The organism is Burkholderia sp. Bp9012 (genome assembly GCF_003853825.1).
GTDB lineage: Bacteria > Pseudomonadota > Gammaproteobacteria > Burkholderiales > Burkholderiaceae > Burkholderia > Burkholderia diffusa.
On record NZ_QTQA01000027.1, the window covers coordinates 65966 to 81709 of the forward strand.

Consider the following 15744-nt stretch of genomic DNA (forward strand, 5'->3'; position numbering starts at 1 on the left):
CTTATCGCACCACATCGAATCCGTATTGGCGCACGAATTCGGCGCCGAATACATTGCCAGATATCGACAGCGTTCATCGACATGCCGATGCAACGCGAATCCACAGAGGTGAACCATGCCGTTTTCCGATTACAAAACCGCACTCGTCACGGGCGCTTCGACGGGGATGGGCGCCGCGATCGTCGAGCGCTTTTGCCGCGAGGGGCTCGAGGTCCATGCACTGGCGCGCAGCGCGGACCGGCTCGACGCGCTCGCGAAACGCACGGGTTGCATTCCGCATGCGATCGACGTGTGCGACCTGGACGCGGTCACGAAGCTGACGCAGGAAGTCGAATTCGACATCGTCGTGAACAACGCGGGGGTATCGCGCAAGGGGTCGATTCTCGACGCCAACGTCGACGACATCGACGTGCAGGTGGAAGTCAACCTGCAGTCCGTGCTGCATATCGTGCGGCTCACGATGCCGGGTATGGTCGAGCGCGACCGCGGGCACATCGTCAACATCAGCTCGATCGCGGCGATCTACAACTTCAACGGCAACTCGATCTATCACGCGACGAAAGCTGCCATTCATGCGTTGTCGCGACAGCTTCGCGTCGACGCGACCGGCCGGCGCGTGCGCGTGACGGAAATCTGCCCGGGACGCGTCGCGACCGATATCTTCGGCCACGTGAGCGGCGACATCGAAGCGGCGCGCAAGCAGTTCATCGAAGGGTTCGAGCTGCCGCAGCCGTCGGATATCGCGGATGCGATCGCGTTTGCGATCGCCGCGCCGCTCGCGGTCAACATCAGCAACATGGAAATCCTCCCGACCCTGCAGGTGCCGGGCGGCCTCACGACGGTCAAGCGCGACGCATAAGCGGATCGATTCGGTCACGTCCAAACGAACGGAGAGCACATCATGCAACAACGTATCGGTTCCCGAAAGAACGCGTCGGCGCCGCAGGCCAATCCTGCGATCATCGACGCGCTGCGCGACATTCCGGCCGCGCTGATCAGCGACAACATGCGGCGCATCGTCGGCACGGCCGCGCTGCGCCCCTATCACCGGTCGGGCGGGATGGTCGGCACCGCGGTCACGGTACGCGTGCGCCGCGGCGACAATCTAGCGATTCACCGCGCGTTCGAGTATTGCCGGCCGGGCGACGTGCTGGTCGTCGACGGCGGCGGCGACGTCACACAGGCGCTGCTCGGCGAAATCATGTCGATGTATGCGGAAAGCATCGGCGTGGCCGGGCTCGTGCTCGACGGCGCGATTCGCGACGTCGCGGCGATCCGCGAAAAGGATTTCCCGGTGTTCGCGCGAGGCGTCACCCACAAAGGGCCCTACAAGGCCGGTCCCGGCGAGATCAATGTGCCCGTGTCGATCGATGGCCTGGTGATCCATCCCGGCGATATCGTCGTCGGCGACGATGACGGCCTCGTCGCGTTTCCGCAGGAAGAGGCCGAATACCTGATCGGGAAGGCGCGCGCGCAGATGCGCAAGGAAGCCGACACGATCCAGTCGATCAAGGAAGGCCGCTTCGACCGTTCGTGGATCGACGCATTCGAAGCGAACATGGCTGGCTGAGCGATGGAACTGCGCGGCAAAGCATGCGAAGGCGCTGCCGTCACGGCGCTGGCGAACCGGCTTCTGGCACTGACCGCCGCGACGCGCGTGCGGTCGGAGGGTGACCCGTTCGCCAACCCGGTGCTGTCGCTCGCATGTTCGATCATGCAGTCGATCGGCGACGGGCGAATCGGCGGCGGAGATACGCTCGAGCTGGTGAGACAGCTGCGTGACCAGGCGTTCTCGGATCGGGCGGCGCGGATCGCCGCCTATGTCGGCGGCGTCGGTGTCGACGCGAACGAAGCGGCGCTCGAATCGATTGCCGGTCGTGTCGTGTGCGACGCGAACGACTGGGACGGCTTTCGCGCGCGCGCCGAGCGCACCCGCTATACGGCGGTATTCACCGGCCATCCGACCTTCGCGCTGAATCCGGAGGTCGCGCGCCATCTCGCGGATCGCGCTTGCGGCGCGGCGCCACGGCGATTCGAGTCGCATCGCCCGGGGACGGTCACGCTCGACGCCGAGTTCGAGCAATCGGTGCAGGCGATCGATCATGCCCGCGATGCGCTGGATCGCTTCAATGCCGCATTGCTGTCGGCGGCACGCCGGGCATTTCCCGACCGTTGGCTGGCGCTGGTGCCGCGGCCGCTGATCGTGTCGACCTGGGTCGGTTACGACACCGACGGCCGAACCGACATCGGCTGGTGGGATACGCTGCGCTTTCGCCTGCGGATCAAGCGCCTGCAGCTTGCGCGCATTCATCGGCAGGCGTCCGCCGTCAGCAGTGCGCGGAAGCTGACCGAACGTGTCGCGAAGGCACTCGACGTGCTGGACCGCCAGATCGCCGCATGCCCGGACGGCGCGGATGCGGGCCAGACTTCCCGGTTCGCGCAGGTGCTCGTCGCGCACCGAGACGACGCGCTGGTGGATCCGGAAACGCTGGACGAGCTTTATCGCGACGCGATCGCGGCTGCGCCCGATCGCGACAAGCTGGCGCTGGCCGTGTCGCGCGCGGGCCTCGCATCGCACGGGCTTGCGCTCGCGCATACGCATTTCCGGCTGAACGCCGCGCAGCTTCATAACGCCGCGCGTCAAAGGCTCAATATCGCCGATTCCGTCGATGCGCCGCTGCATCGGCGCGCGATGCTGGCGGCGATCAACGCCGAGCTGGACAAGGTGCAGCCGCTGCCGGTCGACTTCGGCGCGCTGCTCGAGGAGCAGGCGACGGCAGCGCGGACAATGATGACGATCGCGCAGCTCGTCAAGCACATCGACGGCGCGACACCGGTTCGATTCCTGATCGCGGAGACGGAGAGCGGATACACGTTGCTGGTCGCGTTGTGGCTTGCACGGCTTTTCGGCGTGGAGCGGCATGTGGAAATCAGCCCGCTGTTCGAGACCGAGGAGGCGCTCGAGCATGGCGCGCATGTCCTCGATGAAGCGCTGCGCAGCCCGCAATATCGCGCCTACGTGAAATCGCACGGACGGTTGGCACTGCAATTCGGCTATTCGGATTCCGGCCGCTATGTCGGTCAGCTTGCCGCGAGCTACCTGATCGAGCGGCTCAGGATGAAGATAACCGGCGTGCTCGCGCGCCACGGGCTGAACGGTGTCGAGGTCGTGCTGTTCGACACGCACGGCGAAAGCGTCGGCCGCGGTGCGCATCCCGGCTCGCTGGCCGATCGTCTCAAATACCTGTCGCCGACGGCATCGCGCCATGCGTTGAACGATTGGGGGTTGCAGGTACGGGAGGAGAGCGCATTCCAGGGCGGCGACGGCTATCTGCTGTTTGGCACGCCGGCGCTGGCGCTCGCGACGGTCGCGCGGATCGCCGAGCATGCGTTCCATCATGCGGTCGGCCCGGTCGACGATCCGATTTACGACGATCCGGATTTCGCCGCCGATTTCTTCGGTTCGGTGCGCGCGACGATGACGGCGCTCGTCGACGACGCAGGCTATACGGCTATGCTGAGCGCGTTCGGTCCCGCGCTGCTCGACCGTACGGGTTCGCGGCCTGCGGCTCGGCAAGCGGACGGCGCCGCGTTCCGCGCCCTGATTCGCCACCCGAGCGAACTGCGCGCGATCCCGAACAACGCGATCCTGCAGCAGCTCGGCTGGTGCGCGAACACCGTGCACGGCCTGGGCGCCGCTGCGGCCCGGCAGCCGGAGGGCTTCATGGAGATGCGCGGGCGCAGCCGCAGATTCAGGCGCGCGCTCGATCTCGCGGAAGCCGCGTTCGCACACTCCGACATCGAGGTGCTGAGAGCCGTGACTTCGTTGCTCGATCCCGGCACGTGGCTCGACCGCGCGCTTCACACGGCGGATGGCGGTGCGCGGGATGCGATGCTCGCGGTCGCCGCGATGCTGGAGCGGATCGACGCGTCCGCTGCGACGCGGGCGATGTTTCGCCGCGCGCTGGCCGACGATCTGGCGCTGCGCACCGTATGGCCGAATCGTGCACGCATGAGCGATCGCGAAATTCTGCTGCATGCGCTGCGGCTTGCGCTGATCCAGCTGGTCTGGTTGAAGGCGACGGAGATTCCGGAATTTTCGCCGCGGCCCGATGTGACGGTCGACGATCTGCATCGGGCGATCGTCGGCCTCGACATGCCGTACGTGCTGCCGGTACTCGTGCGGATATTTCCCGAGCGGACGGACGATACGGCCGAATACGAGTACGCCGAGCCCGCCGCGCCGCGCGCGCCGGGTTCCTATGCGAGAGAGCACCGCGAGATTTTCGCGCCGATGCGGCAGTGGTTCGAATCGATTCGCGAAATCTCCGTGGCCGTGACCCACGAGGTCGGCACGTTCGGCTGACGCCGCCCCGCACGCGTATCGCGGGCGATGGCGTTCGCGATGCGACGCGCACCGAGCGGCCTCGGGCGCCGGCACGGTCCGACTCATTCAACCTTTACCGAAATCCAACAAGGAGTGTTGTCATGCGAGCGTCGATTCTTGTGACCCGGGCGTCGTTTCCCGACATTGTCGAGCGTTTGAGGGAGCCCTTCGACGTGACCGACAACCCGGACGACACGATCTGGTCGCAACCGGAACTGATCGCGCGGCTGCAGGGGAAACGCGGTGCCGTCACCGCGGGCAGCGACCGGATCGACGCAACCCTGCTCGATGCGTGCCCCGGGCTCGAGGCGGTCTGCAACATCGGTGTCGGCTACAACAACATCGATGTCGACGCGTGCTCAGCGCGCGGCGTGATCGTGACCAACACGCCGGACGTGCTGACCGACACGACCGCGGATTTCGGCTTCGCGTTGATGATGGCGACCGCGCGGCGCATCACCGAGTCCGAGCACTTTCTGCGCGGCGGCGCGTGGACGAAGACGGGACGTTATGACATGTTCGTCGGCTCGGACATTCATGGCGCGACGCTCGGGATACTGGGCATGGGCCGCATCGGCCAGGCGATCGCGCGTCGCGGCGCGCTCGGTTTCGGCATGAAGGTGATCTATCACAATCGCTCGCGACTATCGCCGGAAGTGGAGGCGGGATGCGGCGCGCGCTATGTCGACAAGGACGCGCTGCTGCGCGAATCCGATCACCTGATCATCGTGGTGCCGTATTCGTCGACCTCACATCATGCGATCGGCGCGCGCGAGCTCAGGCAGATGAAATCGACGGCAACGCTGACGAATATCGCACGGGGTGGCGTGGTCGACGACAGCGCACTGGCTGCCGCGCTCGCCGAAGGCGCGATCGCCGCGGCGGGACTCGATGTCTTCGAGGGCGAGCCGGTCGTATGTCCGGCATTGCTCGCGCAGAAGAATGTGGTGCTGACGCCGCATATCGGCAGCGCATCGGTGGCGACGCGACGGGCGATGGCGTCGCTCGCCGTCGACAACCTGATCGCGGCGCTGGGATCCGGACCCCGTGCCGGCCGGCCGCCGACGCCTGTCAATCCGCAGGTGTTGACCGACGCATCGCGCGTCGGTCGATAGCCGCCTTTGGCGCACCGATCGACGTATGGGTGTTTGCCCGAACGCATCGCCGACCGGGGGCGCGACGGTCGACCGGAACGCGGCGCACAGCGCCGCCGCACGGGGCTCGAGCGAATGTGCCGACCGGTCATTGCTCGAGCTTATCGCACCAGAGGAAAGGCGTCTGCAAGCTGCTTTTTTTGCGGGCTAGTATGAATTCAACGCAGTCGTCGATGCCGGCACCGCGTTGAACCACGAAGTCATGGCGGGGCGCGCGTCGCGGCACGCCACGATCCGGATTCATTCGAGAGGCGCGGATTATGAAGCTGCATTTTGACCTTTCTGCAGTGCTGCGAGGCGACTACGGTGCACTGTTTCTGCACGGCATCGAGCTGACGCTGTTGATGGCCATTTCGGCGTGGCTGCTGTCGATCGTGGTCGGGTTGACCCTCACGTTGATTCGCATGACGAATGTCCGGATCGCGGAACGCTTCGTCGCCGCGTTCGTCGCGTATCACCGCAACGTGCCGATGCTCGTGCAGATCCTGTTCTGGTACTTCGGCATCTCGAACATCCTGCCTGACGGGATCCAGGCGTTTCTCAACCAGTACAACGGCCAGTTCGTGTTCGCGGTCGTCGCGATCGGCCTGTGCAGCGGCGCCTATTTCTCGGAAGACATCCGCAGCGGGTTGCGCGCCGTTCCGTACGGCCAGTATGAAGCCTGCCGCGCACTCGGCCTGAATTTCCTGAAGGGTATGCGCCATGTCGTCCTGCCGCAGGCGCTGCGAAACGCGATCCCGCCGATGGTCAATCATGCGGTGCTGCTCTTCAAGAACACGAGCCTCGCGATGGCGATCGGCGCCGCGGAGCTGACCTACGTGACGCGGCAGATCGAGAACGACACGTTCCTGTCGTTCGAATCGTATTTCGTCGCAACCGTGATGTATCTGGCCATCTCGCTGCTGATCATGCTCCTGGGCGCACGGCTCGCAGTCTTCTACCGTATTCCGGGAGTGAAATGACCATGTTCGAGATCATTCGAGACAACTGGGCGCTGTTGCTGATCGGTCAGTATCCGCACGGGCCGCTCGGCGGCATCGTGCTGACGATTCTGCTTTCCGTCGCCGCGCTCGCGATCGCGTTTCCGCTGGGGATACTTGTTGCGCTCGCGAGAATCAGCCCGTTTCCGGTGCTGCGCGCACCCGCTACCGCGCTTGTCTACGCGGTGCGTGGCGTACCGCTGCTGATGGTCGTGTTCTGGGTGTACTTCCTCGTGCCCGTGCTCACCGGCTATCCGGTCACGGGGTTCGTCACGATGCTGTGCGCGCTCGTCGTCTACGACTCGGCGTATCTCGGCGAGATCATTCGCGGCGGCATCGAAGCGCTGCCGAAAGGGCAGATCGAGGCGTCGCGTGCGCTCGGCATGAGCTACCTGAAGACCATGCGGTGCGTGGTCCTGCCGCAGACCCTGTACAACGTTGTGCCGAGCATGATGACGCAGTTCGTATCGACCATCAAGGAGACGTCGCTCGGCTACATCATCAACGTCCAGGAGATCTCGTTCGCGGCCGACCAAATCAACAACCGGTTGCTGACGAAGCCGTTCCCGGTTTATCTGATCCTCGCGCTCTGCTACTTCGCGCTCTGCTACGCGCTGACGCAGTTCGCGCAATACCTGGAACGCCGTGTGACGCGCAAGCGCGCCGGTATGAACGTCCGCACGAAGTCGGCGAACGCGGTTTCGCTGGCCGGCTCGGTATCCACCGGGAACTGAGTGACCCGACTCTCTCAAGGAACTCGCATGATCAAGTTTTCCAACGTCGACAAGTGGTATGGCGAATATCACGCGCTCGTGGACATCAACGCCGAAGTGCGCAAGGGCGAAGTGGTGGTTGTCTGCGGGCCGTCGGGTTCCGGGAAATCGACGCTGATTCGCACGGTCAACCGGCTGGAAGAAATCAATGGCGGCAAGATTTCGTTCGACGGACAGGACATCCACGACGGGAAGATGAGCGTGAACGCCTATCGAAGCCGTATCGGGTTCGTGTTCCAGCAATTCAATCTTTTCCCGCATCTGTCGGTACTGGAAAACATCACGCTCGCGCCGATCCGCGTCAGCGGCGTGAAGCGCGCAGAGGCGGAGAGCAAGGCACTGGATTTGCTCGCCCGTGTCGGATTGTCGAACAAGGCGAACGCCTATCCGCCCCAGTTGTCGGGCGGACAGCAACAACGCGTCGCGATTGCTCGGGCGCTCGCGATGAACCCGCCGGCGATGTTGTTCGACGAACCGACTAGCGCGCTCGATCCGGAGATGGTCGGCGAGGTGCTGAGCGTGATGAAGAGTCTCGCGCAGGAAGGAATGACGATGATGTGCGTGACGCACGAAATGGGATTTGCGCGCGAAGTTGCCGACCGCATCTGGTTCATGGACGCGGGGATGATTCTCGAGACGGCCGATCCCGACACGTTCTTCACGGCGCCGAAGCACGATCGCGCGAAAAAATTCCTGTCGGATCTGCGTTCGCATTGATCGCGTGCGTGGCCGGCCGGGCGCCGCTGGTCCTCCGTAGTTCATTTCAAAACATGTTTGTCAGTCAAGCCTCAAGGGGTTACACGATGGAAAAGTTGAAAAGCATCGCGGGAATGCTGCTATCGGTCGGCATCGTCATGTACGTCGCGCCCGCTCGCGCCGATCAGTTGGCGGATGTCAAGGCGCGCGGCGAACTGAACTGCGGCGTGTATTCGAACGTCGAGCCTTTTTCCTATCCGAACGCGCAAACACGCCAGCTCGAGGGGATGGACGTCGACCTTTGCAACGCGATCGCGAAGCAGATCGGCGTGAAGGCGAAACTCTCGCCGCTGGCCGTCGAGGCGCGCATTCCGCAATTGAAGCTCGGGCGGGTGGATATCGTCGTCGCCAACCTCGCTTATACGAAGACGCGGGCAACCCAGATCGCGTTCAGCGATGCGTATTACTCGACCAAGGAAGTGCTGGTCGTGAAAAAGGCCGACGGCGGGAAGAAGCTGGCCGATTTCACGGGCCAGAAGATCAGTGCGGCCGATGGATCGACGTCGGCACAATCGATCCCGCTGTCGATCAAGGATGGCCAGGCGGTGACGTTCCACGACACGAGTTCGGCGTTTCTCGCCCTCGCGCAAGGCAAGGTTAAGGGTTTCGTAACGAATCAGATGACGGCGATCAAGATCGCGAAACAGGTCGATGGCACGGACGGCGCGGTCACCATTGCGGCCGAGCCGATGTTGATCGAGCCTATTGCCGTCGGGTTGCGTCTGAGCGAGCAGGGGATGCTCGGCGCCGTGAACCAGGCGCTGGCGTCGCTCGAACAGAGCGGGCAGATGCAAGCCATCTTCGATAAATGGCTGGGGCCGAAGACACCGTACGGCTTGGTACGGACCGACAAGGTCACACCGATCAATCAGCTGAAGTTCACGCCGGTTTCGTAACGTGGCCGTTCGATGGCGTGGGAACACGCCATCCTGACCGCGGCAGCCGGTTCCCGGCGCTTGCCAGTGAGAATCGGAATGGCATCGGTAGAGACGAGACACAGGATTGCCGTGATGGGCGTGTCCGGTTGCGGGAAGTCGACGCTTGGCGCGATGCTGGCGGCTGCCATCGGCGGCGTGTTCATCGAGGGCGACGATTACCACCTGCCGGAAAGCAAGCACAAGATGCGCAACGGCATTGCGCTGGACGATTCCGATCGGGAGCCGTGGCTGGACCGGCTAGCGAGCAAGATGACGGCGCAGGGCGCTTCCGTCGTGTTGTCTTGCTCGGCGCTGAGGGCCGCTTATCGCGCCCGGCTGCGCGCGCGTTCCCGGGTTGCGGTTCGTCTACCTCGAAATCGAGATGGAAGAGGCGCTGAAGCGTGTATCGGATCGAGTTGGGCACGAGTTTCCAGCCGGGCTCGTTGCGAATCAGTTCGACACCCTAGAGTCGCCGGTCGGCGAGGATCGCGTGCTGCGCTTGCTTGCGTGTCACCCACAACAGCGGAATCTCGCGTCGATCGTTCGATGGCTGGATGAATCGATGGATTGACCGAAGCGGAATAGCGCACCAAAATTGGTTCATATTGTTGCCGGAAGCCGTTAAATTGGCCGGGTGGGGTCAAGATTCGATGGAAATCAACAACGCGGAGACTCATGCAGCCCCGGACGGCAGTTCCCGAGCACGCGGTAAGCGAATACGGTCGCTTGACCGCCAGTATTGGCCTGGCGAGTTGGATGCCCGACCGGGACGAGGAGCCCGGGCGTTGATCAAGGCGGCTGACGAGGCGTTGTACTATGCGGAGACATCCGGCCGAAACAGGGTTGCGGCCTTTGAGTCTCAAGCGTGACAGCCCCCCGTTTGACTTCGTCTGTATTTGACATAAGCTAAACTAGCGACTTTTTAGGGTCGCAAGAAAATACCGTCTGCGAGCCCGGTCTTGGCCGACGCATACGGCGCCGGCGCAACGACTGCAACTCACACGCTTTGTTGCCCCGAGTCGTTGCTTAAAAGTCACTTGCGCACGGATGGTCGCGCAGCGCGTTGACCATGCAGAACGAGACCACTGCCTATGCGCGCGCCTGCAACGCAGTGACGAATTTCGACAACCGCTCCCGCCTCCGTAGTCGACTCTCGCTTGCGCAAGCGTCACGGCCCCATTTCAGACAGACCTGTAATTCATTTATCAACGACTGGACCGCTGGCAAATTGATGCCAGAATTGATGCGAAACGGCACCAAGGGAGCCATCATGCGTACCACCGTCACCGTCGACGACACTCTTTATGCGCGCGCACTCGAACTTGCCGAGCCGGGTATGCCGTCGGCCGACCTGTTTCGGGCTGCACTAGAAACGTTCGTGCGTGTCCAGGCCGGCCAACGCCTTGCCGCGCTTGGCGGTCGCGCGCCCGACATGCCGGATGTTCCGCGCCGCAACCCGGAGGCAGCCGCCCGATGAGTGTTCTGGTCGACACGTCCGTCTGGGTCGAGCATTTCCGGCGACCGCAACCGGCGCTTATCCAGCTGCTGCGCGTCGATGACGTCTTGACGCATCCATTAGTGATGCTCGAGCTCACGTGCGGGACGCCGCCCGAACCGCGGGCCCGAACCCTAGGAGATCTCGCGCTATTGCGCCAAACGCGCCTTGCGACGCCAGGCGAGGTAGCGGACTGGATTGAGCGGGAACGGCTGTATGGGCGCGGATGCTGTGCGGTGGATTGCACGCTGCTGGCGTCGGTGCTGCTGACCCCGAGCACTAAGCTCTGGACGCGCGATCGTCGGCGCGCGCAACTGGCGGAGCAATTCGGGGTTCACTACCTACAGCCAGACCTGCATTGAGCGAAGCAGTTGCCGGCTTCTGCAGTGATGCCACCACATTCCTTTGCTCGCACTAGCAAGCGCTAGACGGCCACAATGCAGGCAGCGGATCGTAATCGCCCCTATAGCCCGCCCCGCAGCGACCACGGCCATCACACAACATGGCCGATTTTCGGCAGATTCTCGCGCAGCGTTAGAATATCGCCCCTTCTCATGTGAGATCAAAATGTCCTGGTTCGTTTACGAAGTGCCCGAATACCACGAAGACGCCGCGCGCATCGAACCCTTCAGCGACCTGCGTAGCCGTGTGCTGAAAGTCGGTGGCCTGGCCATGGCGGACGAACTGGAAAGCGTTCGCGAGAATGCCGCGGCGACAGCAGACACGCCCGAGCGCCCCCTGCGGACTCCGGAGAATCCGCAGGTCTTTCCGATTCCTTACGCCGACTCCATGATCCTGGTCGGGTTCATCTTCGATCTGAAACGCGAATTCCGGCAACTGGTCGTGTCACCCGTGGAAATGCCCTGGCTGAAAGACGCGTAAAAGGTGGTCGGAACGGAAGCCGACGGAAGAGTTGCTCCTGTTCTTGAGGCCGGGGTGCGAATATCCAGCGCACGCTTTCGAATACATATGCGTCGAGTTGGAACCACACGTCGGACTGAATCGAGCTGCGCAGCTACTAAAACAGGGGGAGCTGCCGTGGGCCGCGACAGGGTACCGAGACGTGTTCGCCATCTTTCCCTGCACGTTGCGTCCAGGCCACCACGGGGACGTGCGCCCCATCGACGATTAAGCCGAAGGCAAACGCTTCAAACCCCTCCCGCACAAGATGCGTCAGAGGCCGCCAGGTCGGCGTCCAACCTCGCGCGCGCAAGCAATTGACGTTTGGTCAGGCCTGGCACGCACTCACGGACGAAACAGGTGCAGGCGTCGGGCACCGACTCGGGAGGGAACGTCGGTGGTAACGCGAAGCCCGACAGTCGCAAGGTGTCTGTTATCCACGGTTCTCTACAACAACGACAACTGAGCCGGTATGCTTGCGCGAACTGCTTGATCGCTTTGCTTTACCACCAGGCTCTGCCGGTCCGTGGACTGAGTATTCCCGTCGTCCTGTCGATACTTCCGCGCCCAATCGACGCCAAGCACATCGGATGAGAACACAACGCCTGGCGCAATCTGAACAAGCTGGCTCATTGGCAGATGCTCCTAGGCGGGCTGAACGTCGAAGTGCGCAGCAGCGTAACGTGCGCTGCAGTTCCACACTTCGACGCCGTCACGGATGAATGTCGCCCATCCATCTTTTACGATCATCTCTGCTCGCGGGAATACGTCGCCATGCCCGTTCGCCGCGGCAGCAAAGACTGTCCGCTCACGACACGTCGCCCAGTATTTCCCATCGGGTAACGATGTCGACATCGTGCTCAACCGTCTTTCGGGCTTATTGTTCGATCAAGAACCGATCGCGATTCTTCGCGCCTGCAATCCAATGGGGAGCCTTGCCCCACCCGCTCCAGGTCGCGCCGGTCTTCGGGTCGCGATACTTCGGCGCGATCGACGCCCGCGTGTTCGTCGCAACTGCACGGCGCCGCCCGAAAAGTTGCTCGAGTTGTCATACCAGGATTCAAATGTCCACCTTCCAGCTATTTAAAAATGTCCGGTTTTAAGGTGGGTTTTGCTACTTCTGTTTCCTCGTTTTGACCGTTACGCAGTGTCGAAGGTCGGCGCTTGAACGGGCAGGGCGCTCACGGTTGTTTCACCAGCCTTTGCAGACCGACGGCCAGGTTTATTTGCCGGCTTGGCGGTTCGCCGACGTTGCGCCAGATCCACGATCACATGCTCGACGTCGGCCTGCGTGGTCTCGCGTTGCTTCTTCTTGCCCGGTTCAGCCTCGTTTCGATTGGTTCGCGTCGAGTCGCCTCGATGTGTTCGAGACGGAGCTTTACCGATTCGACTGTTATCGCGTTGCGCCTGAAGGGCTTGCGCGACCTGCAGCACATGACTCAAGCGCTTGTGCTCGACGACGGCACCTTGATCGATTTCAGCCAGGCGATCGTACTGCCGGCAGCGCAACACACGATCGTCAGCCCGGATCTCGATCCGCCCATCCGGGTACTCCCAGACCTCGATCTGACGGTCGATCAGTTTCCGGTTGGCCGGCGTGTCTTCCAGCAAGTACATCACCCGGTCGTACTGCACCGTGAGCGACTTCGTCACTTTGCGCGGCTCGCGCCACGTCAGCACCAAGTCCAGACTCTCGTCGGACCGCAGCGGCCGGTGCGCATTGAAGTCGCTCTTCGGCGGCTTCGCGAAGCGTGCGTTGTAGGCGGCCATGAAGGAGGGCGCGTAAGCGTTGGCGTCGGCCACCGTATTGATCCCGCGCAATCGCATCTCCTTGACCAATCGATCCTGCAACGTCAGGTGCGCTCGCTCCACGCGTCCCTTGGCCGAACTGCTGTTTGCACAGAACGTATCGATGTTCAGCTCGTACATCGCCCGCCCGAACGGCGTCACGCGATTGCCAGTCTTGCCCGGTGTCGAAACTCGGAACACGCTGGCCTTGTCGCTGTAGAACGCCCCGGGTTTGCCGTGCCGTTCGATGTACGCTCGCGTTGCTTCGAAGTAGCTGAAGGTCGATTCCGTCTGTGTGAAGTGCAGCATCATCAGTCGACTCGTCGCGTCATCCACATACACCAGCAGCGTGCAGGCCGGCGCCCGTTCCTCGAACCATCGATGATCGCTGCCGTCGATCTGGATCAGTTCACCCAGGCAGGCCCGCCGTGCTCGCGGCTGATAAACCTTCGGCGGTCGTTTTGTCGACACGGAATCGGCAAACCAGCCTCCGTCATCAGTTTCCTGACCGTCTCCTTGGCCAGCTCGATGCCGTGACATTCCCAGAGCTTCTCGCAAGCCAGCGTCGGCCCGAAATCGGCGTAGCGATCTCGGATGATCGACAGTGCCCGGTCGGCGGCTCCTGGGTCCAGGCGACGGTTGCCGGGCTTCGATCGGTGTCCCGACACCAAACCTGCCGGACCGTGCTCACGTAGCCGGGCGACCAGCCGGCGAACCTGCCGTGTCGTCAACGCCAGCCGTTCTGCCGCACGCCATGGCTTGAGCTTGCCGTCGGCTACGTCCTGAATGACCTTGAATCGGTCCAGCTCGCGCATCGTCATCGTGATCCGTTCCGTTGCAGCCATCGCAGCCTCCGGCGCCGGACACCCGGCGGCCGGTCAGCTTACGCGGCCCGAAAGCGGACATTTCCATGTAGCCAAAAGCGGACATTTCAATCTAGCCACTACAAGATTTGTCATACCCGGATTCAGATGTCGTAGCGCCAGCTAAATACAGATGTCGCATGTTTCATCGGTCTTTCCGCCGTTCAGCGTTGAAGCGCCGAGCTTGAAGCAGCAGGGCGCTTGCGTTTACCCGCGGGCCTTGGCAGACCGCCGGTTAGACTCTGCTTGATGTGTTTGCGAAGCGACCTGCAGGATGGCCGCTTCGATGTCGGCTTCGGTGAACGCACGCTGCTTCTTGGCACCGGGCAACGATGTCTTGGCGCGTACCGGCAGCCCCCGATTGGCGCGCGACGGCGAGCCCGAGATCCGTCGATTGTCGCGCTGCGCCTGGATCGCTTCAGCGACCTGCAGCGCGTGACTCAAGCGTTTGTGTTCGATGATCGCGCCTTGATCAACCTCCGCCAGCTTGTCGTAAAGGCGGCATCGCAATACCTCGCCATCAGCCCGGATTTCGATCCGGCCATCCGGGTACTCCCAGACGTCGATGTAACGATGAATCAGTTTCCTGTTCTCGAGCGTATCGTCCAGCAGATACAGTACTCGGTCGTACAGCACCGTCAGTGACTTCGAGACCCGGCGCGTTTCGCGCCAGGTCATCAATCGGTCCAGATTCTCGTCATTTCGCAGCGGTCGATGCGCATTGAAGTCGCTGCGCGGCGGCTTCGCGAAGCGCGCGTTATACATGGAGATGAAGGAGGGCGCATAAGCATTGGCGTCGGCTACCGTGCTGATGCCGCGCAAGCGCATCTCCTTGACCAATCGGTCCTGCAACGTCAGATGTGCTCGCTCGACACGTCCCTTGGCCGAGCTGCTGTTCGCGCAGAATGTGTCGATGTTCAGCTCATACATGGCCCGGCCAAACTGCGTCACGCTGCTGCCGGTCTTGCTCGCGGTCGGGCTGCGGAACACGCTGTACTTGTCGCTGTAGAACGCTACCGGCTTGCCGTAGCGTTCCAGATACGTCCGCGTCGCCTCGAAGTAGCTGAAGGTCGATTCGGTCGCCGTAAAGTGCAGATGCATCAACCGGCTCGTCGCGTCGTCGACGTACACCAGCAGCGTGCAGGCCGGCGCCCGTTCCTCGAACCATCGATGATCGCTGCCGTCGATCTGGATCAGTTCGCCCAGGCAGGCCCGCCGTGCTCGCGGCTGGTAGACCTTCGGCGGTCGTTGCCGGCGCGGAATCCAGAGCCCGGCGTCGGTCATCAGCTTCCTGACCGTTTCCTTCGACAACTGCAATCCATGGCATTCCCAGAGCTTCTCGCAGGCTAGCGTCGGCCCAAAATCGGCGTAGCGCTCCCGAACCAGGCTCAAGGCACGATGCGCCAAATCCTCGGGCAGTTGATGGTTGCTCGCATGGCCACGACGCTGCGAAATCAGCCCGACCGGGCCAGCAGCGCGATATCGGGCGACCAGCCGCTCAATCTGCCGTCGACTGATCCCAAGCCGCTCCGCGGCTCGCCAAGGCATCAGACGCTGCTCGATCACGGCTTCCACGACCTTCTGACGATCCAGCTCCCGCATGCTCATGGTGATCAGTCCAGGTTGGCCCACGATGCGCTCCGGCAGTTCGAACCGCTGCCAGCATGCGCCGAAACCCTCGAACTACGACATTTCAACTTTGCTCAGATGCGACATTACAACTTTGCTCTT

Annotated in this window: 15 protein-coding genes and 4 pseudogenes; 14 read left to right on the forward strand and 5 right to left on the reverse strand. The window is 62.7% G+C overall.

The genetic code is table 11. The features are described 5' to 3' along the window. Window positions 1–115: 115 nt before the first annotated feature. From DIE11_RS29425 to DIE11_RS29460, 8 genes are all read left to right on the forward strand, one after another. Window positions 116–859, forward strand: coding sequence for an SDR family oxidoreductase (locus DIE11_RS29425; RefSeq protein WP_124628854.1), 744 nt, complete (start codon window positions 116–118; stop codon window positions 857–859). A 42-nt stretch (window positions 860–901) separates the two neighbouring features. Then, window positions 902–1570 (forward strand): RraA family protein, encoded by a 669-nt coding sequence (locus DIE11_RS29430; RefSeq protein ID WP_124628856.1) that lies wholly within the window; start codon window positions 902–904, stop codon window positions 1568–1570. Between the two features lie 3 nt (window positions 1571–1573). Continuing rightward, on the forward strand, window positions 1574–4366 hold the full coding sequence (locus DIE11_RS29435; protein ID WP_124628858.1) for a phosphoenolpyruvate carboxylase: 2793 nt from the start codon (window positions 1574–1576) through the stop codon (window positions 4364–4366). A gap of 122 nt (window positions 4367–4488) precedes the next feature. Beyond that, window positions 4489–5502 carry a D-glycerate dehydrogenase gene (locus tag DIE11_RS29440; RefSeq protein WP_124628860.1) on the forward strand — a complete coding sequence of 338 codons (1014 nt, stop codon included), beginning with the start codon at window positions 4489–4491 and terminating at the stop codon, window positions 5500–5502. Between the two features lie 299 nt (window positions 5503–5801). Beyond that, window positions 5802–6503 carry an amino acid ABC transporter permease gene (locus tag DIE11_RS29445; RefSeq protein WP_124628862.1) on the forward strand — a complete coding sequence of 234 codons (702 nt, stop codon included), beginning with the start codon at window positions 5802–5804 and terminating at the stop codon, window positions 6501–6503. 2 nt (window positions 6504–6505) lie between these two features. Beyond that, window positions 6506–7255 (forward strand): amino acid ABC transporter permease, encoded by a 750-nt coding sequence (locus tag DIE11_RS29450; protein ID WP_124628863.1) that lies wholly within the window; start codon window positions 6506–6508, stop codon window positions 7253–7255. 27 nt (window positions 7256–7282) lie between these two features. Next, window positions 7283–8011: an amino acid ABC transporter ATP-binding protein gene (locus tag DIE11_RS29455; RefSeq protein WP_124628865.1), complete on the forward strand. Its 729-nt coding sequence runs from the start codon at window positions 7283–7285 to the stop codon at window positions 8009–8011. Next, on the forward strand, window positions 8008–8946 hold the full coding sequence (locus tag DIE11_RS29460; RefSeq protein WP_260437199.1) for a transporter substrate-binding domain-containing protein: 939 nt from the start codon (window positions 8008–8010) through the stop codon (window positions 8944–8946). The genes DIE11_RS29455 and DIE11_RS29460 overlap by 4 nt, the downstream gene beginning before the upstream one ends. Here DIE11_RS29460 and DIE11_RS36585 read toward each other — a convergent pair. Then, complete coding sequence (locus DIE11_RS36585; RefSeq protein ID WP_185633843.1) at window positions 8919–9131, reverse strand: hypothetical protein; 213 nt, start codon at window positions 9129–9131, stop codon at window positions 8919–8921. The genes DIE11_RS29460 and DIE11_RS36585 overlap by 28 nt on opposite strands. Here DIE11_RS36585 and DIE11_RS37145 point away from each other — a divergent pair. The 6 genes and pseudogenes from DIE11_RS37145 to DIE11_RS29485 form a co-directional block, all read left to right on the forward strand. Further along, window positions 9100–9252 (forward strand): annotated as a pseudogene (locus DIE11_RS37145) (gluconokinase); the annotation flags it as partial. The gene DIE11_RS36585 and the pseudogene DIE11_RS37145 sit on opposite strands and share 32 nt — an antisense overlap. Before the next feature lie 97 nt (window positions 9253–9349). After that, the gene (locus tag DIE11_RS37150) at window positions 9350–9538 is read left to right on the forward strand and encodes a hypothetical protein (protein WP_260437202.1); all 189 of its coding nucleotides are present in this window, start codon (window positions 9350–9352) and stop codon (window positions 9536–9538) included. A gap of 128 nt (window positions 9539–9666) precedes the next feature. Beyond that, window positions 9667–9836: pseudogene (locus tag DIE11_RS37155) on the forward strand (diguanylate cyclase domain-containing protein); the annotation flags it as partial. A gap of 401 nt (window positions 9837–10237) precedes the next feature. Further along, entirely contained in the window at window positions 10238–10444 is a 207-nt protein-coding gene (locus DIE11_RS29475; protein ID WP_124628919.1) for a type II toxin-antitoxin system VapB family antitoxin, read from the forward strand. After that, window positions 10441–10824 (forward strand): type II toxin-antitoxin system VapC family toxin, encoded by a 384-nt coding sequence (locus tag DIE11_RS29480; RefSeq protein ID WP_124628867.1) that lies wholly within the window; start codon window positions 10441–10443, stop codon window positions 10822–10824. Before DIE11_RS29475 ends, DIE11_RS29480 begins: the two co-directional genes overlap by 4 nt. Window positions 10825–11029: 205 nt before the next feature. Continuing rightward, complete coding sequence (locus DIE11_RS29485) at window positions 11030–11344, forward strand: hypothetical protein (protein WP_059602377.1); 315 nt, start codon at window positions 11030–11032, stop codon at window positions 11342–11344. Window positions 11345–12007: 663 nt separating this feature from the next. Here DIE11_RS29485 and DIE11_RS37160 read toward each other — a convergent pair. From DIE11_RS37160 to DIE11_RS29515, 4 genes and pseudogenes are all read right to left on the reverse strand, one after another. Beyond that, complete coding sequence (locus DIE11_RS37160) at window positions 12008–12217, reverse strand: hypothetical protein (RefSeq protein ID WP_124628921.1); 210 nt, start codon at window positions 12215–12217, stop codon at window positions 12008–12010. A 22-nt stretch (window positions 12218–12239) separates the two neighbouring features. Further along, window positions 12240–12404, reverse strand: a pseudogene (locus tag DIE11_RS29505) (H-NS family nucleoid-associated regulatory protein); the annotation flags it as partial. Between the two features lie 98 nt (window positions 12405–12502). Next, window positions 12503–13995, reverse strand: a pseudogene (locus DIE11_RS29510) (ISNCY family transposase). 225 nt (window positions 13996–14220) lie between these two features. Then, window positions 14221–15621 carry an ISNCY family transposase gene (locus DIE11_RS29515; protein WP_185633842.1) on the reverse strand — a complete coding sequence of 467 codons (1401 nt, stop codon included), beginning with the start codon at window positions 15619–15621 and terminating at the stop codon, window positions 14221–14223. Window positions 15622–15744 lie beyond the last annotated feature (123 nt).

What these genes read in the sequence shown, in the direction of transcription:
- DIE11_RS29485 (WP_059602377.1), top strand. Translation starts at nt 11,030, where the DNA reads ATGTCCTGGTTCGTTTACGAAGTGCCCGAATACCACGAAGACGCCGCG.
- DIE11_RS29425 (WP_124628854.1), top strand. Translation starts at nt 116, where the DNA reads ATGCCGTTTTCCGATTACAAAACCGCACTCGTCACGGGCGCTTCGACG.
- DIE11_RS37160 (WP_124628921.1), bottom strand. Translation starts at nt 12,217, where the DNA reads ATGTCGACATCGTTACCCGATGGGAAATACTGGGCGACGTGTCGTGAG.
- DIE11_RS29440 (WP_124628860.1), top strand. Translation starts at nt 4,489, where the DNA reads ATGCGAGCGTCGATTCTTGTGACCCGGGCGTCGTTTCCCGACATTGTC.
- DIE11_RS29480 (WP_124628867.1), top strand. Translation starts at nt 10,441, where the DNA reads ATGAGTGTTCTGGTCGACACGTCCGTCTGGGTCGAGCATTTCCGGCGA.
- DIE11_RS29515 (WP_185633842.1), bottom strand. Translation starts at nt 15,621, where the DNA reads ATGAGCATGCGGGAGCTGGATCGTCAGAAGGTCGTGGAAGCCGTGATC.
- DIE11_RS29455 (WP_124628865.1), top strand. Translation starts at nt 7,283, where the DNA reads ATGATCAAGTTTTCCAACGTCGACAAGTGGTATGGCGAATATCACGCG.
- DIE11_RS29430 (WP_124628856.1), top strand. Translation starts at nt 902, where the DNA reads ATGCAACAACGTATCGGTTCCCGAAAGAACGCGTCGGCGCCGCAGGCC.
- DIE11_RS29435 (WP_124628858.1), top strand. Translation starts at nt 1,574, where the DNA reads ATGGAACTGCGCGGCAAAGCATGCGAAGGCGCTGCCGTCACGGCGCTG.
- DIE11_RS36585 (WP_185633843.1), bottom strand. Translation starts at nt 9,131, where the DNA reads ATGAACACGCCGCCGATGGCAGCCGCCAGCATCGCGCCAAGCGTCGAC.
- DIE11_RS29450 (WP_124628863.1), top strand. Translation starts at nt 6,506, where the DNA reads ATGTTCGAGATCATTCGAGACAACTGGGCGCTGTTGCTGATCGGTCAG.
- DIE11_RS29475 (WP_124628919.1), top strand. Translation starts at nt 10,238, where the DNA reads ATGCGTACCACCGTCACCGTCGACGACACTCTTTATGCGCGCGCACTC.
- DIE11_RS37150 (WP_260437202.1), top strand. Translation starts at nt 9,350, where the DNA reads ATGGAAGAGGCGCTGAAGCGTGTATCGGATCGAGTTGGGCACGAGTTT.
- DIE11_RS29445 (WP_124628862.1), top strand. Translation starts at nt 5,802, where the DNA reads ATGAAGCTGCATTTTGACCTTTCTGCAGTGCTGCGAGGCGACTACGGT.